A 25560-nucleotide genomic window follows, 5' to 3' on the forward strand; every position below is an offset into this window, starting at 1 on the left:
CAGACCATCGGCGCGCGGCACGGGGCGCCCCGATCGCCTCCTTCGCCGTCAAAGGCGATGAGAGTCGAACGCCGACGAGCTCCGCACGCGGATCGCCCCGCCTTCCACGGGGGAAAACGGGGCGATCGGTGCGGCTGCGGTGAATCCGACGGGCGTCAGGCCGTGGCCGCGGAGACCCCTACGCGGTACCCCGCGCCGCGGTGGTCCTCCGGCAGCTTGTCGCCGGCACCGTGCAGCTTGTTGCGCAACGTGCCGTCCGCGTACTCGGTGGGGTAGGCGCCACGCTCCTGCAACACGGGGATGACGTGCTCCACGATGTCCTCGAAGGTGCCGGGCGTGATCACGTAGGCGAGGTTGAAGCCGTCGACGTCGGTCTCCTCCACCCACTGCTGCAGCGTGTCGGCGATGGTCTCGCCCGAGCCCACCACGAACGGTCCGAGGCCGCCGATGGCGCTGTGCCTGGCGATGTCGCCGACCGTCCACTCGCGGCCGTCTTCGTTGTTCTCCTGGAAGCTCGCGACCACCGACTGGATGGCGTTCGACTTCACGTTGCCGATCGGCTCGTCGAGCGCATACTGCGACAGGTCGATGCCCATCCAGCCGCTCATGAAGACGAGCGCGCCCTCCTCGCTGGCGTAGCTCAGGTACTCCTCGTACTTGGCCTCGGCCTTCTCATCGGTCTCATCGGTGATGAGCGTGAGCAGGGTGTAGATCTTCGCGGCGTAACGATCGCGACCGGCGGCCTCCAGGGCATCTCGGATCTTCGTGACCGTGGATGCCACGATCTCCTTGGTCGGCCCCGCGATGAAGATGGCCTCGGCGTTCTCGGCGGCGAACTTGACGCCGCGGGAGGATGCCCCCGCCTGGTAGATGACGGGCGTGCGCTGCGGCGACGGCTCGGCGATGTGAATGCCGGGCACGCTGAAGTGCTTGCCCTTGTGGCCGATCTCGTGCACCTTCGCCGGGTCGGTGAAGACCCCGTTCTCGACGTCCTTGACCACGGCGTCGTCTTCCCACGAGCCTTCCCACAGCTTGTAGAGCACCTCGAGGTACTCGTCGGCGTAGTCGTAGCGGTCGTCGTGCTCCATCTGGTCTTCCGCGCCCATGTTGCGCGCGGCCGACGGCAGATAGCCGGTGACGACGTTCCAGCCGATGCGACCCCTGGTGAGGTGGTCGAGGGTCGACATGCGACGTGCGAAGGGATAGGGATGCTCGTACGCCGTTCCCGCCGTCACCCCGAACCCGAGGTTCTCGGTCACGTACGCCATCGCGGGGATGACGAGCAGCGGGTCGTTCACCGGCACCTGCGCTCCGTTGCGGATGGCGGCCTCGTTGCTGCCGCCGTACACGTCGTAGGTGCCGAGCACGTCGGCGATGAAGATGCCGTCGAAGCGGCCGCGCTCGAGCAGCCTGGCGAGCTCCGTCCAGTACTCGAGGGTCTTGTACTGGTCGGCGCGGTCGGCGGGATGCTTCCACAGCCCGGACGTCTGGTGAGCGACGCAGTTCATGTCGAACGCGTTGAAGCGGATCTGTCGTGGCATGCGTCCATGCTCACCGAGGAGAGAGGATGCCCGGACACGCGCCGCAACATTGCGTCACAGTCCGCGCTTCGTCGCTACCAGCGGCGCGCCCGCGAGCAGAGAGGGGAGCGGCCGCTACGCGCCCAGCGCGTCGAGCTTGCCCTGCAGCTCCACGTCGGTGGGCTCCACGAAGTGCGTGCCGTCGGGAAACACGACCACCGGGATGTTGGTGCGACCGCTGATCGCGTGCGCGCGGTCTGCTGCCTCCGGCACGGCCTCCAGGTCGATGTACTCGTAGTCGGCGCCGACCCGGTCGAGCAGCGCCTTCGAGCGTCGGCAGTCACCGCACCAGGCTGCGCCGTACATGGTGACGCGGTCGACGGGGGCTTCGGTGAGGTTCTCGGGCATGCCTCAAGGGTACGGCGGATGCCTGGGCACGCGCCGACCGGCATCCTCGTCTTCAGTGCGGCAGGCCGCGACTCACACGAGATGCTGCTTGCGCAGCCCCTCCTGCACGGCCGCCGCGATGACGAGCTGGCCCGCCGCTGTCGGATGCACGTCGTCGCCCTGCATCATTCCCGGCTTGTTCAGCAACGGCTGGCCGATCTCGATGTAGTGGCCGCCGACGGCCTTCACGGCCGACGCCAGGTCGTCGTCGATGAGGTCGAGCTGGCTCGGCTGCTGCTTCTCGTTCCACACCGGGCTCACCGCGATGATCGTGGTGTGCGGCAGCTTGGAGTGCAGCGTGTCCATCGCACTCACCATGGATTTCTCGATGGCGGACTCCGACTCGCCGAGGTCGTTGCTGCTGCCGGCGAGGATGACCGACTGGGGGTCGAGCTGCACCGCCTCGTCGACCTGATCGGCGAAGATCGTGCCGTTGTCGCCGACGCTGACGAAGCCCGCCCCGTCGGTGGCCAGGTTGATCATGCGCCAACCGTTGTAGCCGGCGAGCTGCACGGGCCACGCCTGAGACGGGTCGAGACCATGGCCGTCCATGATGGAGTCGCCGATGGCCACGACGGTGCGCATCGAAGACGCGCCTTCCGTCGGCGACGGGGTCGCGCCCTTCGCCGACGTGACCGAGCCCAGCCCGCACGCCACGAGACCGCCGACCACTGCGGCTCCGGCGACGCAGAGGCAGACCAGCGCGAAACGCAAGCGACTCATGTCGCGACGATACCCGCGCGGACCCGAGCTCCGCGGCTACGCGGCGACGGCGTCTCTGGACTCCGCGAACGCCCGCACGCACCGCTCGATCTGCTCGTGCGTGTGCGCCGCCGACAGCTGCACGCGGATGCGCGCACGGCCGCGCGGCACCACGGGAAAGCTGAAGGCGGTGACGTAGATGCCGCGCCTCTGCATCTCGTCGGCGATGCGGGCGGTGAGCGCGGCATCCCCGAACATCACGGGCACGATCGGATGTTCGCCGGGCAGCAACTCGAACCCCTCCTGCGTCATCAACCGGCGGAACAGCTCCGCGTTGCCGCGCAGCCTCTGCCGCAGTTCGCCCGACTGCTCGAGCAGGTCGAGCGCGGCGAGCGTGCCCGCCACGATCGAGGGAGCCAACGTGTTGGAGAACAGGTAGGGCCGCGCCCGCTGGCGCAGCAGGTCGACGATCTCCCGGTGCGAGGAGACGTAGCCGCCGGATGCCCCGCCCAGCGCCTTGCCGAACGTTCCGGTGTAGATGTCCACCCGACCCTCGACCCCGCAGAGCTCTGGTGTGCCGCGACCGTGCTCGCCGATGAACCCGACGGCGTGCGAGTCGTCGACGAAGACCAGCGCGTCGTGCTTGTCGGCGAGGTCGCAGATCTCCCGCAGCGGGGCGATGTAGCCGTCCATCGAGAACACCCCGTCGGTGACGATCACGCGGAACCGAGCGTCGGCCGCCTCGACGAGTCGGGCCTCGAGGTCGGCCATGTCGCGGTTCTTGTACCGCAGCCGACGTGCCTTCGAGAGCCGGATGCCGTCGATGATCGACGCGTGGTTCAGCTCGTCGGAGATGATGGCATCCTCTACCCCGAAGAGCGTCTCGAAGACGCCGCCGTTGGCGTCGAAGCACGAGGAGAAGAGGATCGTCGCTTCGGTGCCGAGAAACCTCGACACGCGGCGCTCGAGCTCGAGATGCTGCTCCTGCGTGCCGCAGATGAACCGCACGCTGGCCATGCCGTAGCCCCACTCGTCGAGCGCGTTCGTCGCGGCGGCGACGAGCCGCGGGTCGTCGGCGAGCCCGAGATAGTTGTTGGCGCAGAAGTTGAGCACCTCGGTGCCGTCCGCGACGATCGCGGTCTGCTGCGGTCCGAGGATGCCTCGTTCCCGCTTCGTGAGCCCCGCCGCCTCGATCTCGGCCAGTTCCTTCGCCGCGTGCTGCCGGTAAGCGCCGTACGTCATAGCTGCGTCCAATCCAGGATGATCTTTCCCGTGCCGCCGGCTGCGGCAGCGGCGAATCCGCGCTCCCATTCGCGGGCAGGGAAGCGCTCGGAGATGACGGAGGCGATCGCATCCCGCAGCACCTCGCTGGTCTGCAGCATGGCGCCCATCGCGTTCCAGGTCTCGAACATCTCGCGACCGTAGATGCCCTTGAGGGTGAGCATGTGCGTGACGACCTTGCCCCAGTCGATCGAGAACGGGGCCGACGGCAGCCCGAGCATCGCGATGCGGCCGCCGTGGTTCATGTTCTCGATCATCTGCGGCAGCGCGGTCGGCGCTCCGCTCATCTCGAACCCCACGTCGAAGCCCTCACGCATGCCGAGCGCGGCCTGCGCCTGCGCGATCGGGGTGGACGAGACATCCACCGTGTAATCGGCGCCCATCCGCCCGGCCAGCTCGAGACGGGGCTCGCTCACGTCGGTGCCCACGATGAACCGCGCACCGACGTGCCGTGCGACGGCGATGGCCATCAGACCGATCGGACCGCAGCCTGTCACGAGCACGTCTTCGCCGACCACCGGGAACGCGAGCGCCGTGTGCACCGCGTTGCCGAGCGGGTCGAAGATGGCACCCACCTCTGGCTCGATCGACGAGTGGTGCACCCACACGTTCGTGCCGGGCAGCGTGAGGTATTCGGCGAACGCGCCGTCGCGCTGCACGCCGAGCCCCCTGGTGCGGATGCACATCTGACGCCGGCCCGCACGGCAGTTGCGGCACATGCCGCACACGATGTGCCCCTCGCCGGAGACCTTGTCGCCCACCTGCACGTCGTGCACGAGCGGGCCGACCTCGACCACCTCGCCGAAGAACTCGTGGCCGGGAATGAGGGGGAGCGTCGACGGCGGATGCCGCCCAGTCGTCCCAGCGCAGAATGTGCAGGTCGGTGCCGCAGATCCCCGTGCGCAGCACGCGGATGGTCACCTCGTCGGGACCCGCCACGGGGTCGGGCCGATCCACGAGCTCCAGTCCTGGGCCGCGGTCGGGTTTGAACAGTGCCTTCATGTCGAAAGACTCTCCGATCTGTTGGTTCGAATCGTCCCGAGGTCCGATGCAGAACGTGAGTCCCGCGTCGGCTCGTCGGTGGCCGCGACATGTTCCGTCGAGCACCACCAGCGAAATTCTGCACCGCGAAGGCGCGAGCGCGCGCGTCATCGGCTTCATGAACCGTGAGTGTTACGACGGTCAGCCGACCCGACACCGCGGAACTCCGTGAGGATCACCCGCACGAGTTCGGAGAGGTCGCACATGCCGAACGACGACTGTGCCGCCGGGCCATCGCACGATTGCAGCGGTTTCGATGATGGCTCGGCGGCACGGTGTCGGCCGGAATGCTCCGGCGGTCCTGCGGTCAGCAGCGCTGGGAGGGTGCGCTCACGATGAGCTCTTCGCCGCGTTGTCCAGCAGCGTCTTGAGCTGCTTGGTGAGAGACGCCGCGTCGTTCTGGCCCGAGAGGAAGCCGTTCCACGCCACGAGCTCGTCCGAGCCGAGACCGTACTTCGCATCGAAGTTGTAGTCGAACACGTTCTTGCCCGCTGCGTCGATCATCTTCGTCACGGACTGGAGCGCCGTCGAGCCGTAGCCTCCTGCGGGCACGCTGCCCTTGACGACGGTGGGCGCGAGACGGGTCTTGGAGAAGTTGGCGGCGGCATCCTTCGACAGCAACGCGCGCAGCACCTCCTTCGCACCAGCGGGATTCTTGCCCTTCAGCGGAACCGTGAACGGCTCACCCGCCGAGCTGCGCACCGCGGCGTAGGGCATCTTCGAGCTCGAGTCGAGAACCGGCTCCGGCGCCGCGGTCATCTTGAAGCCGTCCTTGGTGGCGTTCTTCATCTCGTTCTGGATCCAGCTGCCCGAGGGGTACAGGATGGCCTGCTCGTCATTGCTCCACTTGGCCTGCGCGGCCGTGAACTGGGTTCCCGAGCCGCCCGGAATGAAGTAGCCCTCCTTGACCGCCTTCTCGAGCGCTGCGAACACGCCCTGCATGGCGTCGTCGTCCCAGGCGCTGGAGTCTCCCTTGTTGAGCTTGTCGATGATGCCCGTCCCACCCTGCTTGACCGCCGAGTTGATCGCCAGCGTCTGGTAGTACGAGGCGGATTCCTTGCCGAAGGTGAAGAGGTACTTGCCCTTCTTCTTGGCCTTGGCGCCGAGCGCGAGGGTGTCGTCCCAGGTCTTCGGCGGCTCCCAGCCCTCGCTGTCGAACAAGCTGGCCGAGTACCACAGTCCGTAGATCGTGAGCACGTAGTTGAACGCGACGAACTTGTCGTTGTACGTGCCCGCATTCTTCACGCCCGGGTAGATGGCGTCGCCGATGCGCTTGCCCTCGTAGTTGTGGATGTCGAACATGCTGTCCAGCTCTTCGAGCTCGCTCAGGATCGAGACGAACGGGATCTGGTCACCGCCGGCGTTGCAGACCAGGTCCGGCGGGTTGCCCGCCACGAAGCGCGGCTGCAGCGCCTTGCCGATGTCGGTCGTGGGGGTGACTGTCGTGGTGACGCCCTTGAACCGCTTCTTCACCTCGTTCGCGGCGTACGTCGCCCAGTCGTAGCCGTAGCCACCGTTGAACATGTACACCTCGATGGCGCTGTCGTCTTTGAGACCGAACGGGTTCGAGGCCGACTTCGTCCCTGATGTGCTGCTGCTGCCGTCCGCAGGGGAGGAGCACGATGCCAGCGCGACGCCGACGGGTGCGAGAACGCCCAGCGCGAGCGCTCCGCGCAAGAAGTCGCGCCGAACGATCGTCGGCTTCTGTTGTTGTGTCATGACTGTGTTGCCTTTCTCATCGGTGCTCCAGCTCCGTGGAAGCGGTCGAGGTGTTCGGTGGGTGCTGCCGCGACCTGAATTCGTCGGCGGCGTGTCGGGTTGTCGGTCATTGCGTGCGACGCGTCCGTCGTGCGGCGAGGATGCCTCCCCGGCGCCCAGCACGACCAACGCACCGAGGGCGGGCCAGAGCACGTCCGATCCGGTGTGCGCCAGCGCCGAGTCGTCGGCCGTCGGATCTGCGGGATCGGCCGCGTGGCCGCCGTGCGATCCGGAGCCCTGACTGCCGGAGCCCTGGCCCCCCTGGTCACCGGAGCCTTGACCGCCGGAACCCTGATCGCCGGAACCCTGGGCGGGCTTGGTGTCGAAGGTCACGTACTGAGCGGCGTCACCCGGGTTCTGCTGTGCGAGTCGGAACGCGCCGTTCTCGTAGTCGAGAGCGAGACCGCTGTTGCGATTGACCAGACGATAGGTCGTCGAGCCCGCCAGTGACGTCGGACTCGTGGATGCCGCGGCCGCCTTCGCCACGGCACGCTTCGCACCCGCGGCGCTCGCGTTCGCCGCCGAGTTCGGCGCAACGACCTGCACGTACCACTCGTCACTTCCGCCGGGGGTGCCGACTCCGCCATTTCCCGACGGATCGGGGTCGGGGAGCTTTGCGCCGTCGGAAGCCTCGGCGCCCATGGCTCGCTGTGCGGCAGGAGTGCTTCCGCTCACCTGCAGATAGCTGCCGTCTGTGGCGTTCTCCAGCCGGTAGAAGCCGCTCGCGCCCGAGGTCGCCTGGTCGGAGACCGGCACGAGCTTCCACTGCGTCGAGGTGTCGGACCCGCCCTTCGCGCCGAGAGTGGTGCCGCCGATCGCGACGGTGTAGGGCGTCGAGCCGTTCACGGCGGCTCCGGCAACGTCCTCGGGAACGCGCTGAACGCTGAGGTCCTGCTGTCCGGACGCCGCAGGCATGGCGATCCTGCTCACGAGACCGCTGAGGTCCGAGACGGTCAGGAACGATGCCCCCGTGACGTTCTGGTTCGTGAGGCTGCCGTCATCCAGGGTGGTCAGGTAGCCGCCGAACGAGCCGGCGGGCATGGTGCCGACCACCTGCCACGACGAAGGGTCGCCCAGGTCCTGCGTCTCGTAGACGTTGCCGTCGTAGCCGACGATCCGGTACGTCTCGGAGTAGGCGTCGTAGCTGACGGCCGACTCGTTGTTGCCCATCGGCAGGTGGAAGAGCAGACCGGAGTCGGCATCCTTCCAGTACGACGTTCCCGTGATGATCTGCTGCACCGTCTGCTGACCGGAGCTCGGGTTCGTCCAGGTCACGTAGATCCCGCCGGTGAACGTCTTCACGCCGTTCGTGTAGACATCGTTCTTGGCGACGACGTCGACGCTCTCACCGGTCACCGGATCGGTGTAGTCCACCGACGACACCGCAGCGCCCGCGGCGTTGACGATCGTGTGCGCGAAGGTGTTGGCCGTGTAGGTGTTGCCGTCGGCATCGCTGAAGGTCAGAAGGTGATCGCTCGCCACGGTGTACGCGTGCACATCCACGCTCTTGCCCGCTGCATCCTTGCCCGAGTACGAGACGACATCCTTCGCCGGGTCGTACGACATGCTCATGCCGGCGGGGCCGCCCACGCTGCCGTCGATGCCGCCGACTCCTGGCTGGTCCCAGGCTCCGTCGTCGTACTTCTGCCATGTTCCCGGCGCCATCTTGCCGCTCATCGGAGCCCTGGCCATCTCGGTCCAGCTGGCCACGGTGCTGGCGGCCGGCTTCTGATAGACCTTCACGTTGTAGGTGATGTAGAAGTACCCGGTCGAGTAGTCGACGAAGAGCCGGCAGCCCGAGTCACCGAACGGATACGTCGTGCCCGGCGACGAGGTCGCGTCGACGATGCCGTTTCCGGACGCGTCGTTGTCGTCCCACGCCGAGGTGAGCACGGGACCCTGGTACTGCCAGCTGGCACCGGCGTCCTTCGAGGTGGCGAGAAGGATGCGATCGTTGTGCAGACCGGTGCTGATCTTCTCGTCGACCGTGGCATCCGCCCCCTTGGTGAGCCACGGGTCGAACTGGAACTCGTCGTTGAGCACGGCGTACCACTCACCGTTGGACGGATCGACCCAGACGCCGATCACGTCGCAGTGGTCGTCCTCCTGCGGAGACGGGATGGGATGCGCAGCCGACTTGTCCACCTGGTAGCAGATGCTGCCGGGGTCCTCGTAGTGCGCATCGGCGGTCGCCGTCTTCGTGGATCCATCGGCGAGCCCAGCTGCCACGGCACCGAAATCGTCGTTCGTGAACGTCTTCGCCCAGCCGCTGTTCGGGGAATACGGGGTGTCGGCCGTCGTCCAGTGGAACTGGCCGTCCTTGCCCACGAACGCGGAGCCCGCGATATCCGACGTGAGCGTCCCCGACACCGTCGCCGAAGACACTGCGGTGTAGGCGGGCGGTCCAGCGGGGGTGCTGTCGGCGGCGAAGCTTCCGGCGGTCGGCACGACGGCGAGCGCCACCGCGCCCGCGAACGCGACCGCGATCGAAGCGCGTCTGCGTCGCCGCGACGATGTGGGGGTGTCGGGGAGGTGCATGGAAGTCTGACCTTTCTTCGTTGATCGGTTCTGCGTTGTGTGATTCGACGTGGCCCTGGATGCTCAGATCCCCGCCAGATCGGGATTGACCTCTGGCTGCTCCGCCGTGTCGTCGCGCTGCTCCACCTCGAGCGCGAACGCCAGAGGGATGACGGATGCGCGGTCCACCTCGAAGCGCACCGTGCGGTCGTCGCGCACGGCGAAGGGAACCGGCCGCCCCGTCGCGACAGCGGTGGCGTTCCGCACGCGGGTGCGCTCCGGCAGCTGCAGCGCGATCGCACCGGACACGGGGATGCGCGTGACCACCGCGTAGACCGCCCCCGTCTCGGCGTCGGCCGTGTAGTACCCCCAGCCCGGGTAGTCCCAGCCGTCGGCTGGACCGCAGCCGTAGATGCACGCCCCATTGGTCTCGAGCCATGCGCCGAGGGTGTGCACGACATCCTTCTCGAACGGGGCGAACGAACCGTCGCCGCGCGGGCCGAAGTTCAGCAGCAGATTGCCGCCGAGGCTCACCGCCTGCACGAGCTGCTCGAGGAGCTCGAGCGGATGCTTGTGCGTGCGCGCCACCTCCGCACCGGCGTGGTACCCCCACGAGTTCTGCGGGATCGTGACGCACGCCTCCCAGTCCTCTGCGGTCACCGTGCGATCCCAGGGGTCGGGCAGTCGCCGCTCGAAGCCGCTGAAGTAGTCGCCCATCAGCGCGCCGTTGGAGTCGCGGTGCCGCGCGCCGTGCTCGTCGGCGCGGAGCCTGCTGTTCACGATGGCTCCGGGGATGAGCCGTTTCAGCATGCACTCGATCTCCCAGCTCCAACGACCGTTCGCCTTCACCGACTCGTCCCACGTGCCGTCGAACCAGAAGCCGCGAACGTTCGGGTAACGCGTGGCGAGCTCGCGGAGCTGCTCGCCCGCATAGCTCAGATAGCGGTCGAACGCCTCCTCGTCCTGCGACGACGAGATCGCGTAGCGCCAGTCCGGGTGGTGCCAGTCGAGCACCGAGTAGTAGAGGTGTACGGCGATGCCACGCGCGGTGTAGGCGTGCACGAGCTCGCCGATCACGTCACGTCCCCTTGGCGTTGCGGCGACGGTGAAGTCGGTCAGGGAGCTCGGCCACAGGCAGAAGCCGTCGTGATGCTTGGCGGTGACCGTCACGTATCGCGCGCCGAGATCGGCGGCGAGGCTCGCCCAGGCCTCGGGATCGAACTCCGGTGCGGCGAAGTCATCGACGAGACCGGCCCAACGCGCCGGTCCGATTCCCGCGGATTGCGGAAGGAACTCGGCTGCGTAGTCATAGGTCACGCCGTTCCACGAGCCGGCGGGAATCGAGTACAGACCCCAGTGGATGAACTGCCCGAACCTGTCGTGCCGAAACCGGCGCATCGTCTCGTCGTCGCGGCGCCCCTCGCTCTGCGCGCCGTACATCAGCGGAATCGCCTCAGCCATGGCACGCCATCAGAGGTTCGCCGCCTTCGGGCCCGTGTGGTGATCCCACGGCACGAACGTCGCGAGATCGCAGTCGATCGGCGAGCCGCCTTCCCAGAGGACCGTCACCCTCGTGCCGTCCACGTGCACGTCGACACTGTCGCGCCAGCGCGCGACGTCATCCTCGCCGAACGAAGACGACGCATTGCTTCGCGTGAGCGCGTGAAGCGCGACGAAGACGCTCAGCCCCGGCCGGCATCGCCCGAAAAGGGCCGGTGTCGCGGAGTGGTCGGCCATCGCGTTCGCCCCGTCGTAGCGGAAGACGGATGCCTCGCTCCAGCCGTGCAGACCGATGCACGCCGCCATGATGCCGGCTTCTCCGCGCGCCCATGCATGGTCGGAGCCAACCCCCGAGACGGGCGGTGCGGCATCCGCCACGGCGAACCCGCCCTCGCGCACACGCCGATTGCTCGGCGCCTCGACGAGATGCGCGCGCACCTCCAACTCGTCGTGCACGAACGAGACGGTCGTGATCGCGCAGCCAGGCAACAGCGACCTGTTGAGCTGAGGCAGGTGCACCGAGCCGGCGATCTCGCCTTCCACGCGACTGCCGCGCAACGCTGAGCGCCGGCTTGCGTTGCCGTCGTCGTCGAGCAGAGCGATGTGCGAGTCGACGTCGTCGACCCACGCCCCGCCGGTTCCGGGTGCGGTGTGGGTGCTGTAGGCGAATTTCGCGTAGTGCGGGTCGTCGGCATCCACGTCGTCGCCGACGGGGATCCACGTGTGGTCCGAGCCGTGGTTGATCAGGCGCACCACCCCGTCAGCGGGAGAGGCGAGCACCCAGCCCGTCGACGGCATCCCCTCGACGAACGCCGCAGCCGCCGCCGGCCCGGTTTCTGTGGGCTTTGCTTCCTCCTGCGCCGTCCAGAGCGGAGCGTCGCCTGGCAGAGCGAGTCCGAGGAACCCGATGCCCGCCAGGTACGGCGACCCGAATCCGCTGTACGCCTGACACATGGGCTCGAAAGGCGCGTACCACCCCAGGCTCAACGGGCCTTCGACGCCGACGCCCTTCTTCGTGAAGCGCGCGAGCACCCCTGACGCCAGCCGCCTGGTCGCCCCGTGCGAAAGCGGATTGACGTCGGAGATCTCGGCACACCACAGTGCGGCGAGCACCGCGGTGCGGTACGTGAGCGACCGGCCGATGTGCAGAACGGATCCGTCGGGAGCGACGAAACGCGCGAACGACGAGACGAACTGCGCGAGTCGTTCCAGGTGACGCTCGCCCTCCGCCGTCTGCGTCTGCTCCGTCATGCGGTACCACGCCCAGAGATACGGGTGGATGGCCCAGGCGTTGTAGTAGTCGATGGACCGCTCCGGGCCGTCGGTGTACCATCCGTCGCCGAGATACCAGGACTCGACGCGAGCCACGTTGCGGGTGCCGGTCGTGCCGCTGACGTCTTCACCCACCGACCGCAGGAAGGCCTCGGCCATCGCGGGGAACAGCTGCCAGTTGCTCTGCCACGCCTCCAACCTGGCGTGGTGCAGGAGCCATGACGACAGCTGTCGCTGCTCGGCGCGCGAGAGTCGCTCCCACAGCTTGTCCCGCGTGATGTACAGCCCGAAGGAGATGTTGGCCGCCTCGACGAGGCTGTTCGTGACTCCGGACAGCGGGGTCCGGCAGGCGACGCCGGACGGCCACGACTCGCTGCCGTCCGGTCGCGTTCCGGCGAGCAGCGCACGTGAGTACCACTCCAGATGCGACTCGACGGCGGTATCCTCGGCGCCGGCGATACGAGGTGCCGCGAGCAAGAAGGATCGGCCGACCGTCTCCATGCACTCGCGGCGCACCCCGTCCTCGGTGACCCTGCCTGGCAGCCGTGTCATGGCGCCCTCAGGGCTCGAGTAGCTGCGCACCTCGTCGAGCCAGTGATCGGCCACCGCGGTCCAGTGCGCACGAGTCCAGCCCGTGAAGGGCGAGAGCGTCGAGTCGTCACCCGGGAGCACGAGGCCTGCGGAGGGCGCGCCACGACGCCTGACGGCGACGCGCTCGTCTTGCTCGGTCTGGATTCGGGTATTCATGGTGCGCCTCGCGCAGCAGCCTTCCGACAACGTCCTTGTTCGTATCTCGCTGCACTTACCTTCGTTCGAATAGTAAGCGCTTGCTACGAGCGTTCAAGGTAGTCAGAGCCCGTGAGCTTGTCAACCTGTCTTCTACTTTCACGCAGACTCATGACGATTCCGCCGCACAAGACGTGGTCTCTGACATCCGGCGGTTCCCAGGGCGACGGGTATGTCGCGCACGGCGTAGTAAGCGATTACTATTGCGTCAACGATTCACCCACAGCCCTGGCACGGGCAGACCGAGGAGAGACTTCGCGACGATGACGACGAGCAGGCGACCGGCCGCCATCCTGGCGATGTCCTCAGATTCCCTGGCCGATGTCTTCTCGGCATCCGCTCGGAAGCGCCTCGAGTCTGCGGTGGAGCTGATCGGGCCACAGCCGATCACCGACTTCACCACGCAGCAGGCTCGCGCCGCGCTCCTCGAGGCGGAGATCATGATCACGGGTTGGGAGACGCCGACGATCGACGGCGCGGTCATCGCGTCCGCGCCGAAGCTCGAGGCGATCGTGCACGCCGCGGGAACCGTGAAGACCTTCCTTTCGGAGGAGGTGTTCGACCACGGCATCCTTGTCACGAGCTGCGCTGCCGCGAACGCCATCCCGGTGGCCGAGTTCACCGTTGCCTGCATCGTGTTCGGACTCAAACGCGCCAACCGCTTCGCTCATCGGCTGCGCACCACGCACGGCGTTCGGAGCACGGAGGGGATGCCTCGGCTCGGCGCGAACAACGTGACCATCGGCTTGGTGGGCGCCTCTCGCGTCGGCAGGGAGGTCATCCGTCTGCTTCGTTCCTACGACGTCAGCGTGATCGTGAGCGACCCCTACCTCTCGCATGGCGACGCCGAACAGCTCGGCGTGCAGGGCGTGACTCTCCGCGAGCTGTGCATGCGCAGCGACGTCATCAGCGTGCACGCGCCGCTGAACGAGTCCACACTGGGACTGATCGGCGCCGAACAGCTCGCGTTGCTGCACGATGGTGCCGTGGTGATCAACACGGCGCGCGGCGCACTCATCGACACGGCGGCGCTCGAGGCAGAGCTGGCCACGGGCAGACTCGACGCCTATCTCGACGTCACCGATCCCGAGCCGCTGCCCGAGCGCTCGCCGCTGTACGGTTTGCCGAACGTCACGCTGACGCCCCACATCGCCGGGGCTCTCGGAAACGAGGTGCTGCGACTCGGCGATCTCGCCGTCGCCGAAGTGTCACGCGTGGCACAGGGCCTTCCCCTCGAGCACGAGGTACGGCTCTCCGACTTGGCACACATCGCCTGAGTCGCGAATCATGAGGACATGTCGGATGACTCGAACGGCAGCGAGAGACACCACCGCACCCGGGGTGCCGCGGTGACGCGCGGCTCCGGCGCCCACGCTCCCGGCGGACGCAACGCCACCATCGCCGATGTCGCAGAGCGCGCAGGGGTGTCGACCGCCACCGTGTCCCGGGTGCTCAACGACAACTATCCGGTTGCCAGGGCGACCAAGGAGAGCGTGCTCGATGCCGTCGAAGCGCTCGGCTACACGGCGAACGCGCACGCGCGCGCACTCGCGAGCGCTGCGACGCGCACGGTCGGCATCATCATCAACGACATGGTCGACCCGTTCTTCTCCTACGTCGCGAGAGGCGTGGAGATGGAGGCCGCTAGTGCGTCGAGACTCTGCATCGTCGCCACGGCACACGGGGATCCCAAGCGCGAGCTCGACCTCATCGATCAGCTGCGCGAGCAGCGCGCCGACGCCGTGATCGTGGTCGGCGGAGCGTACGAGGATGCCGCGGCGCGGCGCAAGATGGCGGAGCGCGCCAGAGCGCTGGCCGCTGTCGGCTCGGTGCTCGTGCTGTGCGGCCGTCCGTCGCTCGGCGAGGGCGTGCCGACGAAGATGGTCGGCTACGACAACGAGGGAGGCGCGTTCGCGCTCACCGAGTATCTGCTCTCCCAGGGCCACCGGCGCATCCTCTACCTCGGCGGTCCGCCGGGGCTCTCGACGACGATGCTGCGCCTCGACGGCTACCGGAGAGCCTTGCGCTCTCGTGGCATCCAGCCCGACGAGAGTCTCATCCGCGAAGGTGCCTTCGGACGCAGCTTCGGGCTCAGCGAGATGCGCGAGGTGCTGGCTTCCGAGCTGGACTACACCGCCGTGTTCGCCGCGAACGACCTGGTCGCCGCCGGTGCCCTGCAGGCGCTGACGGATGCCGGCCTTCGTGTTCCGGAGGATGTCTCGCTCGTCGGCTACGACGACATCCCTCAGTCGTTCGAGCTCAGCCCCAGGCTCACGACCGTGCACGTGCCGCTGGAAGAGATGGGGCGGCAGGCCGTGCGTCTCGCCCTGTCCGACGACGACGCCTTCGGCCGTCACGCCGCAGACGAAACGGTCGTCGGCACCCATGTCGTGGTGCGCGAATCGGTCGCCGCGCCGCGCACCGCGTGACGCGACACCCAGCGCAGAACAGGCGGCGGATTACTTGCCCAGCGGCCGCCAGACGACGACCTGGTTGCTTCGGCGCACGCGCGTGCCCGCACGCAACGACACCACCTCGCCCTCGCTGCCTGCGGCGAACACGCGCCGGCCGGGGCGGTTGAGCATCTCGTCGGCGAGCGCCGCCTCGAGCTCGTGCACGCGATCGGTGAGACGGCTCACGTGGTTCTCGAGTTCGAGGATGCGCCTGATCCCCTCGAGGCTCACCCCCTCCGACCCGAGGCGGGCGACCTCGCGCAGCTGCACGACGTCGCGCATCGAGTAACGGCGCGACCTGCCGGCCGTGCGTCTCGGGCTCACGAGTCCGAGACGGTCGTACTGGCGCAACGTCTGCGGGTGCATGCCGGCCAACTCGGCGGCGGCGGTGATGGCGAAGACGGGAGTCGTCTCATCCAGTTCCGGCATCATCGGTCACCTCCGCTTCGTCGTCGTCATGGTCTCATCGCACGCTCGCCCCGAGCGGGCGCGGCGTCAGCGCGCCGACGCCTTCGCCTTCGCGAGCAGCTCGTCGCGCGGGTTCTCGTCGGGCAGCGTCTGCTCGAACGCCTTGAGGGCTTCCTCGCCCGCCTTGGTGAGGTGCGACGGCACGACCACCTGCACGGTGGCGAGCAGATCGCCCGTGCCCTTCTTGGTCGCCACGCCGCGGCCCTTCACGCGCAGCACGCGTCCGCTCGGCGTGCCGGGCGCCACCTTGAGACGCACGACGTCGCCGCTCAGGGTCGGCACCTCGATGGTCGCACCGAGCGTTGCCTCAGCGAACGTGACGGGCACGTTCACCCGCAGGTGCAGCCCGTCGCGCTCGAACACGGGGTGCTTGCGCACCGTCACCGTGAGGTAGAGGTCACCGCGCTCCCCGCCGTCGGGCGATGGGCGTCCTTTGCGCGGCACGCGGATGCGCTGCTTGTCGGTCACGCCTGCCGGGATGCGCACCTTGACGGTCTCCCCGTCGACGGTGAGGTGCACGGTCTCGCCGGTGACCGCGGTCTGGAAGTCGATGGTGGTGGATGCCGAGACGTCCTGTCCGGGAGTCGGCCCGCCGTAGCCGCGGTAGCCGCCCGTCGACTGACCGAACCGGCCGTTGCCGAAGAGTCCCCCGAGCAGGTCGTCGTACTGGCCGCCGCCACCCTGCTGGAAGGTGTAGCTCTGGCCACGGCCGCCCTGGTTGAACATGCTGCCGAAGACATCCTCGAAGCCGCCGTTGCCCGCACCACCGGGAGCGGTGAACCTCGCACCCGAGCCCATGGCGCGAACCTGGTCGTACTCCTTGCGCTGCTCCTCGTCGGACAGCACGGAATAGGCCTCGCTGATCTCCTTGAACTTCGCCTCGGCCTTGGCGTCACCCGGGTTGGAGTCCGGATGATACTGGCGTGCGAGCTTGCGGTAGGTCTTCTTCAGCTCGGATTGCGAAACGTCTTTGGAGACGCCGAGCACCTTGTAGAAGTCCTTGTCGAACCAGTCCTGACTGGCCACCCGGCACCTCCCTTCTTGTGTGTTCTGTTGTCATCTACCGCGGGTTGAGGAGCAGCGCCGAAGGCGCCGCGTCTCGAAACCCAGCCGTCGTGATCCTCTGGCCCTGCTTCGAGACGCTCGGCCGCGCCGTGCTCCTCAACCGACGATATGTGCGGATCGCTACGCCGGAACGGCGACGACGACCTTGGCCGCCCGCACCAGCGTGGAGCCGAGCGTGTAGCCCACCTCGACCACGTCGATGATGGTCGGCTCGGTCACGTCGGCCGACGGCTGCTGGAAGATCGCCTCGTGCACGTTGTGGTCGAACGGCTCGCCCTTTTCGCCGAACGGCTGCAGCCCGAGCCTCTCGGATGCCCCGCGCAGCTTGGCCGCGATGGTCGCGAACGGAGTGTCTCCGTCGAGGTCACCGTGCTTCTCAGCACGGTCGAGATCGTCGAGCACGGGCAGGATCGCCTTCGCCGTGTCGGCGACGGCGCGTTCCCGCTCCACCTCGCGGTTGGCCTCGGTGCGCTTGCGGTAGTTCGCGTACTCCGCGGTCACCCGCTGCAGGTCCGCGAGCCGTTCTGCGGCGAGCTCCTCGGCGCTCGACTGGCCCGAAAGGAAGTCGAGGTCGGCATCGGACAGTGAGGTCTCGACGTCCGGTCCCTCGTAGCCCTCGCCCGTGTCGACCACCTGCTCGTGCTCGAGGTCACCGGCCTCGGCGGCGGAGTCCTTCGACTCCGCCGCGTCGCCGTCCGGCTGACGAACCTTTCCCGTTTCGGGGTCGATGCGTCGCTTGTCGCGAACGACCGGCTCCTCGTGTTCGTTCGATTCGTCTTTCTTCGCCATGACTACTTCTTCTCGTCCTCGTCGTCCACGACCTCGGCGTCCACGACGTCGTCATCCGACGACGACTCGGACTCGCCCTCGGGCTGCTCGCCCTGCGGTGCGGATGCCTCGGCCTGCGCAGAGGCGTAGATCGCCTCACCCAGCTTCTGCTGGCTGGCGTTCAGCTTGTCGAACGCGGTCTTGACGGCCTCGTCGTCCTCGCCCGCCAGAGCACCCTTGAGGGCATCGACGTCGCCCTGCACGTCGTCCTTCACGTCAGACGGCAGCTTGTCCTCGTTGTCCTTGATGAGCTTCTCGATCGAGTAGACGAGCTGCTCTGCACTGTTGCGGGTCTCGGCGCTCTCGCGGCGCTTCTTGTCCTCAGCGGCGTGCTCCTCGGCCTCGCGCACCATGCGCTCGATGTCGTCCTTCGGCAGCGACGAGCCGCCGGAGATGACCATCGACTGCTCCTTGCCCGTGCCCTTGTCCTTGGCGGACACGTGCACGATGCCGTTCGCGTCGATGTCGAACGTGACCTCGATCTGCGGGATTCCGCGGGGCGCCGGCGCGATGCCGGTCAGCTCGAACGTGCCGAGCGGCTTGTTGTCGCGGGTGAACTCGCGCTCGCCCTGGAACACCTGGATCGCCACGGACGGCTGGTTGTCGTCTGCCGTGGTGAAGGTCTCGCTGCGCTTGGTCGGAATGGCCGTGTTGCGCTCGATGAGCTTGGTCATGATGCCGCCCTTGGTCTCGATGCCGAGGCTCAGCGGGGTGACGTCGATGAGCAGAACGTCCTTGCGCTCACCCCTCAGCACGCCGGCCTGCAGAGCGGCGCCGACGGCGACGACCTCATCGGGGTTGACGCCCTTGTTGGGCTCCTTGCCACCGGTCTCCTGCTTCACCAGTTCGGAGACGGCCGGCATGCGGGTGGAACCACCGACGAGCACGACGTGCGCGATGTCGGAGACCTTGATGCCGGCCTCCTTGATGACGTCCTGGAACGGCTTCTTGGTGCGGTCGAGAAGGTCGCTGGTCATCTGCTCGAACTGGGCGCGGGTGAGCGTCTCGTCGAGGTTGGCCGGGCCGTTCTCGGTCAGCGACAGGTAGGGGAGCTGGATGCTCGTCGACATGCTCGACGAAAGCTCCTTCTTCGCCTGCTCCGCGGCCTCCTTGAGGCGCTGCAGCGCGATCTTGTCACCGGAGACATCCACACCGGTGGTGTCCTTGAACTTCTTGATCAGCCACTCGACGACGCGCTGGTCCCAGTCGTCGCCGCCGAGGCGGTTGTCGCCGGCGGTCGCGCGCACCTGGATGGTGGAGAAGTCGTCGTCCTTGCCCACCTCGAGCAGCGAGACGTCGAACGTGCCGCCACCGAGGTCGAAGACCAGGATGAGCTCGTCTTCCTTGCCCTTGTCGAGACCGTAGGCCAGTGCGGCGGCGGTCGGCTCGTTGATGATGCGCAGCACGTTGAGGCCCGCGATCTCACCGGCCTCCTTGGTGGCCTGACGCTCGGCGTCGTTGAAGTACGCGGGAACCGTGATGACGGCATCCGTCACCGTGTCGCCCAGGTACTGCTCTGCATCGCGCTTGAGCTTCTGCAGAATGCGCGCCGAGATCTCCTGCGGCGTGTACTTCTTGCCGTCGATCTCGGTGGTCCAGTCGGTGCCCATGTGGCGCTTGACGCTGGAGATGGTGCGGTCGACGTTGGTGACGGCCTGGCGCTTCGCGGTCTCACCGACGAGCACCTCGCCGTCCTTGGTGAAAGCCACCACCGACGGGGTGGTGCGGAAGCCCTCCGCGTTGGCGATGACGACGGGCTCGCCGCCCTCGAGCACGGCGACGACGGAGTTGGTCGTTCCGAGGTCGATTCCTACTGCACGTGACATGTGTTGTGTTTCCTTCCTCGGATGCCTCGGCTCCCTGCCGAAACATCCAGTTGGCCCGGCGCCTTGTCGCGCCCGCAACCGAAGTCATGGATCGAGACCCCACTGCCCGAGCGTCACGGCTCGGACAAGTTGAGTCTCGCAGACTCAACTTATGTCAGCGCCGAATCAGAGTCAAGCCGAACACTCAAAAAGTTGAGCCTACCTATGTCAACTTTGTCCGCCTCGTCCCTATTCCCCTGTTCGGCATCGTGGCGCGTTCCCGTGCCGTGAGCCGTGCGCCGGGTTCCGCTGTCCCTTCGTGTCGCTCCGTCGACGACGACCCGACCTCAAGGGACAGCCGAGCCGGCGGCGCCCGCGGCGCCCGCCACTCCGCTGTCCGAAGATGTCGCCTTGGGGCGGTATGGCGACACGAAGGGACAGCGGAACGGGGACGCGCGGAATGGCAGGCGGGAACCGCTGTCCGCGCAGCCGCGAGGCTGCCCGAGCGGCGGCGAGCGCGGAGGCCGCGTCAGAGGGACGCCACCCGCAGCCGCCGCCTGCCGAGCACCCCTCCGATCACGAGCGCGAAGCCGGCGATGCCCCACAGCAGCGCGATCACACCTGCGCCGAGTGCGAACCACACATCGCCGCCGATGGCGCCGCGCAGCATGCTCAGCGCGGGCGTGGTCGGCAGCGCCGCCGCGATTCCCGTGAGCACGGGGGGAACGGAGGATGCCACGCCCACGGCGAGCGCGACGCATCCGATCAGCACCGCGAGGCCGCGGCCCAACGCACCGAGCGCGGCCGCAAGCCCCTGGTTGACGGCGGCCAGCACGGCCCCCGCAATGATCGACGCGCCGAGGTAGCCGGCCCAGACTGCGGGACTGAGCCCGAGTCCGATGAGCACGACGGCCGAGAGGATCACGCCCTGCACCGCCCCGAGCACCGCCGTGATGCCGACGGAACGTCCGGCGAGCGCGAGCGATCCCGCGTTGCCGAGCAGCCGGGACTCGGGAACGCTCTTGCGCGCCAGTGCGAGCGCGATGCCGCCGATCCACAGCGCGAACATCGTGAAGAGCGGAGCTGCCTGGACTCCCGACGGCGCCGACCGCGGGTCGATCACGACGGGCTGCGACGCGGCCTCCGACAACACCCGGATGTCCGAGTCCGAGTACGACGGAATCTTGTCCACCGCCTGTCCGAGCCCGGACGCCAGCTGGTCGGCGCCGCCGCTCACCTGCTTCGCGCCGGAGGCGAGGCTGGATGCCCCGCTCGCCAGGGACTGCGCCCCGCTGTCGGCCTGGTCGATGCCGTTGACCAGCTGGGGCATCCCTGCGGAGAGCGCCGAGGCGCCAGACGCCACCTGATCGGCACCCGACGCGAGTTTCGCCGTCTGCGTCGCCGCACTCTGCAACGACTTCAGCGCCGAGGTCGCCTTGTCGCAGAGCGTGCCGGGATGCGCGCAGATCTGCGCCACGACGCCGGCGAACGACGACGCCGAGCTCGAGAGCGAGCTCGCGATCGCGTCGTTGCCCGCGCTGACCTGTGAGGCTCCGGACGACAGCTGGGCGGTCTGCGACGGAAGGCTCGCCGAGCTCGACGAGAGCGTGCCGAGGCCCGAGGCGAGCGAACTCGCGCCCGACGACAGCTGCTGTGCACCGCTGGACACCTGATCCGCGCCGCTCGCCACCTGGTTCGCACCGTTGGAGGCCTGCGCGATCTGATCGTGCACCGAGTTGAAGCCCTGGTATACGCCCTGCAGGTACTGGTCGATGATCTGCCGGTTGAGCTGCTGGGTCGCCGTGGCGGTCACGGCCTGCACGAGCGCCGGGTCGAGCAATGCCGCCGACGGGCTCGTCGTGATCTGCACGAGGGTCTGCACAGCACTCTGAGCGGTGCCCGAGAGCGAGCTGATGTCGGTGGAGAACGACGACGGAATGCGCAGCACGGCGGCGTACTGCCCGTCTGCGAGCCCGCTGGCGGCATCCGTGTCGTTGGTCAGCACCCAGGTGAAGTTCGAACCTACCCGGGTGGCCTGCGTCGGGATGTCGTTCTCCGGTGCGCTGCCGCTGATCACCGCCGCTGCGAACTGCCTGCCGAGCGGCGTGGTCTTGCCGTTGATCGTCACCGGGGTGTCGTCGTTGACGATGGCGGCATTGATGCGGTCGAGGTGCAGAGCCGGGGTCGCGAGGCCCCACATCAGGAGCAGCCCCATCACCATGGGCAGCACGACGAGCGCGATCAGCATGGCCCATCCGGACCGCTCGGCGCCGCTTCGCGCCGACAACGCCTTCACCGTCATCTCAGCTCACCCCCGCCAGCAGGTCGGGTGGTGCGGCGACCGGGGCGTCGATCGTCACCTCGACGACGTCGGCGTCGCCCACGAGGTCGGAGACGTCGGCGGACGGGGAGCACGACGCGACGATCGTGACAGGGGTCGGCGGGGCATCCTTGCCGCGGCCGTGCGGGATGCCGTTTCTCGCGCGGCCCAACGCACGCGCGAGCCCCGAGCGCTCACGGGCCTCGCCGACCGCGTCGAGGTCGCACAGCCCGAGGAGCTCCACCCCCGGCGCGAGGGCGCGGCGCACGTCGTCGGCCGGGGACCGTGACGCACGCAGCGGCACGAGCGCCGACCGGGCGCGTACCGCCGCGGCGCGCGTGGGCAGCACGAGCCCCGCGACCTTGAGGGTTCCGGATGCCACGGGATAGCGCCCGCAGATCGCCGCCACGAGCGCAGCCCCGGCCGCCGCGTCATCCGAGCGCACGACGAGCACGCCGCCGTTCGGCACTAGAGCCGCGAAGCCCGTGACGAGGTCGAGCCCTGACCTGGCGACGGAGACGTCGTCCGCCGCGATCGCCATCCGCTCGGCCTGCTCTGGCCAGTCGGTCAGCTCGAGCTCCTTCGCGATGCCTTCGCCCTCCGCGTCGAAGTGCGGGAGCACGCGCTCGAGGATGCGGGGCATCCACCAGGCGTACCTGCCGAAGAGCATGAGCACGGCGGAATGAGCGTCATGCGCACGATGAACGCGTCGATCGCGACGCCGACGGCGAGGCCGAGCGCGATCGGCTGGATCGAGGCATCTCCCTCGGGCACGAAGGCGGCGAAGACGGCGAACATGATGATCGCCGCGGCCGTCACGACCCGTGCCGATCCGAGGAATCCCGCCTCGATCGCGTCGTGCGCATCGCCGTGGTGCACATAGTGCTCGCGCATGCGGCTGACGAGAAAGACCTCGTAGTCCATGGCGAGACCGAACAGCACGCCCATCAAGATGATCGGCATGAAGCTGATGACGGAGCCGAGGGATGCCACGCCCAACGGCCCCGCGAGCACCCCGTTCTCGAAGACAAGACTGGTGACCCCGAACGCCGCTCCTACCGACAGCAGGTATCCCAGCGCGGCCGTGACGGGCACCACGATGGACCGGAACACCATCGCCAGCAGCACGAGCGAGAGTCCGACCACGAGGATGCCGAAGGGCAGCAGCGCCTGCCCGAGCCGGGCGGAGACGTCGATGCCGGCAGCCGTGTAACCGGTGACGGAGAGGTCGACGTCGTACTTCTTCTGGAATTCGTCGTGCATGCCGCGCAACCGGGCGACGAGGTTCTGGGTGGCCTGCGAGTCGGGCGCGCCGTCGGGGATGACCTGAACGATGCCCGTGTCGCCCGTCTCGTTCGGCGTCGAGAGCGGCACCGCGACGACGCCCGGCACCCTGGCGATGCTCGCGCCGAGGTCGTTCATCAGGCCCTGCGGGTCGGTGCTCTGGATGATGGAGCCTGTCACGATCAGCGGCCCGTTGTATCCGGGGCCGAAGTGCTCGTCGATGAGATCGTAGGTGACGCGGCCGGGCTCGCCGTGCGGCAGCGATCCCGCGTCGGGAAGCGCCAGCCGCAGGTGCGCGGCGGGCACGGTGAGCGCGCCGAGCGCGGCGACGACCAGCACGACCGTGACGATCGGCCACTTCGTGGCACCGCGCACCCAGCCGAAGAAGAAGCCGCGCCTCTGCGCCTCACGGGACTCCTCGACGGCGTCGTCGTCGAGGTCGTCGGCCGCGCTCTTTGAGCCGAGCGGAGGGTCGCCCTCCGCGCTTCCCTGGCCTCCTTCGACGCGCTGCGCTCGCTCAGTGAGTACCGGCTCGTGCTCGCTCTCCGGCTCAGGCGCGGGCTCCGACTCGGATTTCGCTGCCCCGCTCTTCGCCGGCCGGTACCTACGGCGCACGATGCGCCAGCCCACGAAGCCGAGCAGCGCGGGCGTGAGCGTCGTCGACACCAACACGGCGAGCGCCACAGCACCGGCCGAGGCGATGCCCATGGTCGTGAGGAACGGAATGCCGGCCACGCTCAGCCCGACCAGAGCGATGATCACCGTCACCGCCGCGAACACCACCGCCGACCCCGCCGTCGCGATCGAGCGTGCCGCCGACTCCTCCGGGTCGATGCCGCTGCGCACCTGGTCCTGATGTCGCGAGGTGATGAACAGCGCATAGTCGATCCCGACGGCGAGCCCGAGCATGAGCGCCAGCAGCGGCGTCGTCGACGTGATCGTGGTGACCGACGTCATCGCGAGAATGACCGACAAAGCGACCGCCACGCCCAGCAGCGCCGTGATGAGCGGCATCGCCGCAGCGAGCAGCGACACGAACGTGAACGCCAGCACGATGAACGCCACGAGGATGCCCAGCAGCTCGGTCACGCTGATGCCCGCTGCTGTCTGTGAGAAGAGCTGTCCGCCCATCGCGGCCTCTGAGCCCTTCGGGAGCTCTTTCTGCAGTCGATGCGCTTCCGCCTGCAACGCGTCTGCGGTCGTCGCGTGCACGGCGCTCTGCGCCACCGTGAGCTGCACCGGGACGATCACGGCGGAGTCGTCCGAGCTGATGTTCGCGCTCGACGTCGACGAGTACGGCGAGGTCGCGCTCGACACCTGGGGGATGCCGTCGAGTCGGTTCACGCTCGCCTCGACGGCGGACTGGAACGCGGCATCCTTCACGCTCTCGCCCTTCGGAGCGACGGCGATCAGCTGCGCGGATGCCCCGCTCACCTGCGGGAAGGTGCGGGCGAGGGCATCCAGAGCCTGCTGCGACTCGGTGCCCGGAATGGCATAGGTGTTCTGCGTGCCGGTGCCGAAGAGTGCGGCGCAGGCCACGGCGATCGCGGCGAGGACCAGCCAGATCGCGACGACGAGAAGGCGGGCGCGAAAGGCCCATCGGCCGACGCTGTAGAGAAAAGACGACATGCCGCGGCCCCCCGCCTCTGGCCCTGCCGTGAACGTAAGCCCGAAGCGCGGATTCCACAGGCCCCCGAACGCGGGGCGGTTGTGGCGTCAGTCTCGTTCGTCCCGTGTGCTCTCCGCGAGGAAGTCCATGACGATCCGGTTCACCAGGTGCGGTCGCTCCATCATCACGAGGTGTGTCGAGCCCGGCACGATGCACAGCTGGGCGCCCGGAATCCCCTCGGCCATCGCCAGTGTGTGCTCGATGGTGATGGAGTCGCGGTCGGCAGCCATGATCAGCGTCGGACTCGCCACGGCACGCAGCCGTTCGAGCGGGATGTGCGGCTCGTCTCGCCACAGCCTTGCGAGTTTCTCGCGCACGACGTCGGCGTGCAACGGACCGTCGGGACTCAGCCGCTCATAGTCGCGTTGCATGTCCTCCTCGATCCGGCGCACCAGGCGAGCGCGATCACCCGGTGCGCCGGGAGGACCCGACTTGCTGCCGACGCCCTCTGCCTCATCGACCAGCCCCTCGGGGTCTGTGTTGGCTCCGATCGCCACCAGAGATCGCACTCGCTCGGCATGGTCGATCGCGAGGAGCAGTCCCGCGATGCCGCCGTCGCTGAAGCCCAGCAGATGCGCGTCATCGAGACGCATGGTGTCGAGATATGCGACGACATCGGCGACGATGCCCCGGTAGGTGATCGGCCCCTCACGATCGGCCGACCGGCCGTGACCAGGGCGCTCCATGGCGAAGACGCGATAGTGCTTCGAGAGACACTCGATCTGCGGTCTCATGGTCTCGATCGAGCAGAAGCCGCCGTGCAACAGCACGACGGGCTCGCCGGCGCCCGAGACCTCGTGATAGACCTCTGCCCCCGGCAGAGAGATGTACGGCATCCCTCGCC

The 25560-nt window shown here is 68.1% G+C and carries 17 protein-coding genes and 1 pseudogene; 2 read left to right on the top strand and 16 right to left on the bottom strand.

Annotated elements, in window-relative coordinates; genetic code table 11:
• Positions 1-155: 155 nt before the first annotated feature.
• The 8 genes and pseudogenes from FPZ11_RS11905 to FPZ11_RS11940 all read right to left on the bottom strand — a co-directional run bounded on the left by FPZ11_RS11905 (position 156) and on the right by FPZ11_RS11940 (position 12785).
• Complete coding sequence (locus FPZ11_RS11905; protein ID WP_146321187.1) at positions 156-1541, bottom strand: LLM class flavin-dependent oxidoreductase; 1386 nt, start codon at positions 1539-1541, stop codon at positions 156-158.
• Positions 1542-1655: 114 nt separating this feature from the next.
• On the bottom strand, positions 1656-1928 hold the full coding sequence (locus FPZ11_RS11910; RefSeq protein ID WP_146321189.1) for a glutaredoxin family protein: 273 nt from the start codon (positions 1926-1928) through the stop codon (positions 1656-1658).
• Between the two features lie 72 nt (positions 1929-2000).
• The gene (locus FPZ11_RS11915; RefSeq protein WP_146321191.1) at positions 2001-2690 is read right to left on the bottom strand and encodes an SGNH/GDSL hydrolase family protein; all 690 of its coding nucleotides are present in this window, start codon (positions 2688-2690) and stop codon (positions 2001-2003) included.
• A gap of 36 nt (positions 2691-2726) precedes the next feature.
• Positions 2727-3911 carry a glycine C-acetyltransferase gene (locus tag FPZ11_RS11920; RefSeq protein WP_146321193.1) on the bottom strand — a complete coding sequence of 395 codons (1185 nt, stop codon included), beginning with the start codon at positions 3909-3911 and terminating at the stop codon, positions 2727-2729.
• A pseudogene (tdh, locus tag FPZ11_RS11925) lies at positions 3908-4952 on the bottom strand (L-threonine 3-dehydrogenase). The gene FPZ11_RS11920 and the pseudogene tdh overlap by 4 nt, the downstream one beginning before the upstream one ends.
• Positions 4953-5321: 369 nt before the next feature.
• A complete protein-coding gene (gene ngcE / locus FPZ11_RS19890) occupies positions 5322-9287 on the bottom strand; it encodes an N-acetylglucosamine/diacetylchitobiose ABC transporter substrate-binding protein (RefSeq protein WP_246846231.1) in 3966 nt (1321 codons plus the stop codon).
• Positions 9288-9350: 63 nt separating this feature from the next.
• On the bottom strand, positions 9351-10727 hold the full coding sequence (locus FPZ11_RS11935) for an alpha-L-fucosidase (protein ID WP_246846232.1): 1377 nt from the start codon (positions 10725-10727) through the stop codon (positions 9351-9353).
• Between the two features lie 9 nt (positions 10728-10736).
• Positions 10737-12785, bottom strand: a complete 2049-nt coding sequence (locus tag FPZ11_RS11940) for a DUF2264 domain-containing protein (RefSeq protein WP_146321195.1) — start codon at positions 12783-12785, stop codon at positions 10737-10739.
• A 338-nt stretch (positions 12786-13123) separates the two neighbouring features.
• Between FPZ11_RS11940 and FPZ11_RS11945 the strand changes: the two genes are divergently transcribed.
• Together FPZ11_RS11945 and FPZ11_RS11950 are read left to right on the top strand one after the other, a co-directional pair.
• A complete protein-coding gene (locus tag FPZ11_RS11945; RefSeq protein WP_146321197.1) occupies positions 13124-14101 on the top strand; it encodes a hydroxyacid dehydrogenase in 978 nt (325 codons plus the stop codon).
• A gap of 18 nt (positions 14102-14119) precedes the next feature.
• Positions 14120-15253, top strand: coding sequence for a LacI family DNA-binding transcriptional regulator (locus FPZ11_RS11950; protein WP_146321199.1), 1134 nt, complete (start codon positions 14120-14122; stop codon positions 15251-15253).
• A gap of 30 nt (positions 15254-15283) precedes the next feature.
• Here the strand turns inward: FPZ11_RS11950 and FPZ11_RS11955 are convergent, their stop codons facing one another.
• The 8 genes from FPZ11_RS11955 to FPZ11_RS11990 all read right to left on the bottom strand — a co-directional run bounded on the left by FPZ11_RS11955 (position 15284) and on the right by FPZ11_RS11990 (position 25552).
• Complete coding sequence (locus FPZ11_RS11955; RefSeq protein WP_210416042.1) at positions 15284-15706, bottom strand: heat shock protein transcriptional repressor HspR; 423 nt, start codon at positions 15704-15706, stop codon at positions 15284-15286.
• A gap of 66 nt (positions 15707-15772) precedes the next feature.
• Positions 15773-16771 carry a DnaJ C-terminal domain-containing protein gene (locus tag FPZ11_RS11960; RefSeq protein ID WP_146321201.1) on the bottom strand — a complete coding sequence of 333 codons (999 nt, stop codon included), beginning with the start codon at positions 16769-16771 and terminating at the stop codon, positions 15773-15775.
• Positions 16772-16930: 159 nt separating this feature from the next.
• Positions 16931-17599, bottom strand: coding sequence for a nucleotide exchange factor GrpE (locus FPZ11_RS11965; protein WP_146321203.1), 669 nt, complete (start codon positions 17597-17599; stop codon positions 16931-16933).
• 2 nt (positions 17600-17601) lie between these two features.
• Positions 17602-19464, bottom strand: coding sequence for a molecular chaperone DnaK (gene dnaK, locus FPZ11_RS11970; protein ID WP_146321205.1), 1863 nt, complete (start codon positions 19462-19464; stop codon positions 17602-17604).
• A 508-nt stretch (positions 19465-19972) separates the two neighbouring features.
• Complete coding sequence (locus tag FPZ11_RS11975; RefSeq protein ID WP_146321207.1) at positions 19973-21745, bottom strand: hypothetical protein; 1773 nt, start codon at positions 21743-21745, stop codon at positions 19973-19975.
• A 1-nt stretch (position 21746) separates the two neighbouring features.
• A complete protein-coding gene (locus FPZ11_RS11980) occupies positions 21747-22406 on the bottom strand; it encodes a hypothetical protein (protein WP_146321209.1) in 660 nt (219 codons plus the stop codon).
• Positions 22331-24676, bottom strand: coding sequence for an MMPL family transporter (locus FPZ11_RS11985; RefSeq protein WP_146321211.1), 2346 nt, complete (start codon positions 24674-24676; stop codon positions 22331-22333). Before FPZ11_RS11985 ends, FPZ11_RS11980 begins: the two co-directional genes overlap by 76 nt.
• A gap of 87 nt (positions 24677-24763) precedes the next feature.
• Complete coding sequence (locus FPZ11_RS11990) at positions 24764-25552, bottom strand: alpha/beta fold hydrolase (protein ID WP_210415856.1); 789 nt, start codon at positions 25550-25552, stop codon at positions 24764-24766.
• Positions 25553-25560: the final 8 nt, after the last annotated feature.

This window comes from Humibacter ginsenosidimutans, assembly GCF_007859675.1.
Lineage (GTDB): Bacteria > Actinomycetota > Actinomycetes > Actinomycetales > Microbacteriaceae > Humibacter > Humibacter ginsenosidimutans.

Excerpts from the sequence above, each read along its gene's own strand:
- FPZ11_RS11940 (WP_146321195.1), bottom strand. The coding sequence starts at position 12,785 with ATGAATACCCGAATCCAGACCGAGCAAGACGAGCGCGTCGCCGTCAGG.
- FPZ11_RS11915 (WP_146321191.1), bottom strand. The coding sequence starts at position 2,690 with ATGAGTCGCTTGCGTTTCGCGCTGGTCTGCCTCTGCGTCGCCGGAGCC.
- ngcE (WP_246846231.1), bottom strand. The coding sequence starts at position 9,287 with ATGCACCTCCCCGACACCCCCACATCGTCGCGGCGACGCAGACGCGCT.
- dnaK (WP_146321205.1), bottom strand. The coding sequence starts at position 19,464 with ATGTCACGTGCAGTAGGAATCGACCTCGGAACGACCAACTCCGTCGTC.
- FPZ11_RS11910 (WP_146321189.1), bottom strand. The coding sequence starts at position 1,928 with ATGCCCGAGAACCTCACCGAAGCCCCCGTCGACCGCGTCACCATGTAC.
- FPZ11_RS11945 (WP_146321197.1), top strand. The coding sequence starts at position 13,124 with ATGTCCTCAGATTCCCTGGCCGATGTCTTCTCGGCATCCGCTCGGAAG.
- FPZ11_RS11985 (WP_146321211.1), bottom strand. The coding sequence starts at position 24,676 with ATGTCGTCTTTTCTCTACAGCGTCGGCCGATGGGCCTTTCGCGCCCGC.
- FPZ11_RS11980 (WP_146321209.1), bottom strand. The coding sequence starts at position 22,406 with ATGCCCCGCATCCTCGAGCGCGTGCTCCCGCACTTCGACGCGGAGGGC.
- FPZ11_RS11965 (WP_146321203.1), bottom strand. The coding sequence starts at position 17,599 with ATGGCGAAGAAAGACGAATCGAACGAACACGAGGAGCCGGTCGTTCGC.
- FPZ11_RS11990 (WP_210415856.1), bottom strand. The coding sequence starts at position 25,552 with ATGCCGTACATCTCTCTGCCGGGGGCAGAGGTCTATCACGAGGTCTCG.
- FPZ11_RS11955 (WP_210416042.1), bottom strand. The coding sequence starts at position 15,706 with ATGCCGGAACTGGATGAGACGACTCCCGTCTTCGCCATCACCGCCGCC.
- FPZ11_RS11950 (WP_146321199.1), top strand. The coding sequence starts at position 14,120 with ATGTCGGATGACTCGAACGGCAGCGAGAGACACCACCGCACCCGGGGT.
- FPZ11_RS11935 (WP_246846232.1), bottom strand. The coding sequence starts at position 10,727 with ATGGCTGAGGCGATTCCGCTGATGTACGGCGCGCAGAGCGAGGGGCGC.
- FPZ11_RS11905 (WP_146321187.1), bottom strand. The coding sequence starts at position 1,541 with ATGCCACGACAGATCCGCTTCAACGCGTTCGACATGAACTGCGTCGCT.
- FPZ11_RS11920 (WP_146321193.1), bottom strand. The coding sequence starts at position 3,911 with ATGACGTACGGCGCTTACCGGCAGCACGCGGCGAAGGAACTGGCCGAG.
- FPZ11_RS11975 (WP_146321207.1), bottom strand. The coding sequence starts at position 21,745 with ATGACGGTGAAGGCGTTGTCGGCGCGAAGCGGCGCCGAGCGGTCCGGA.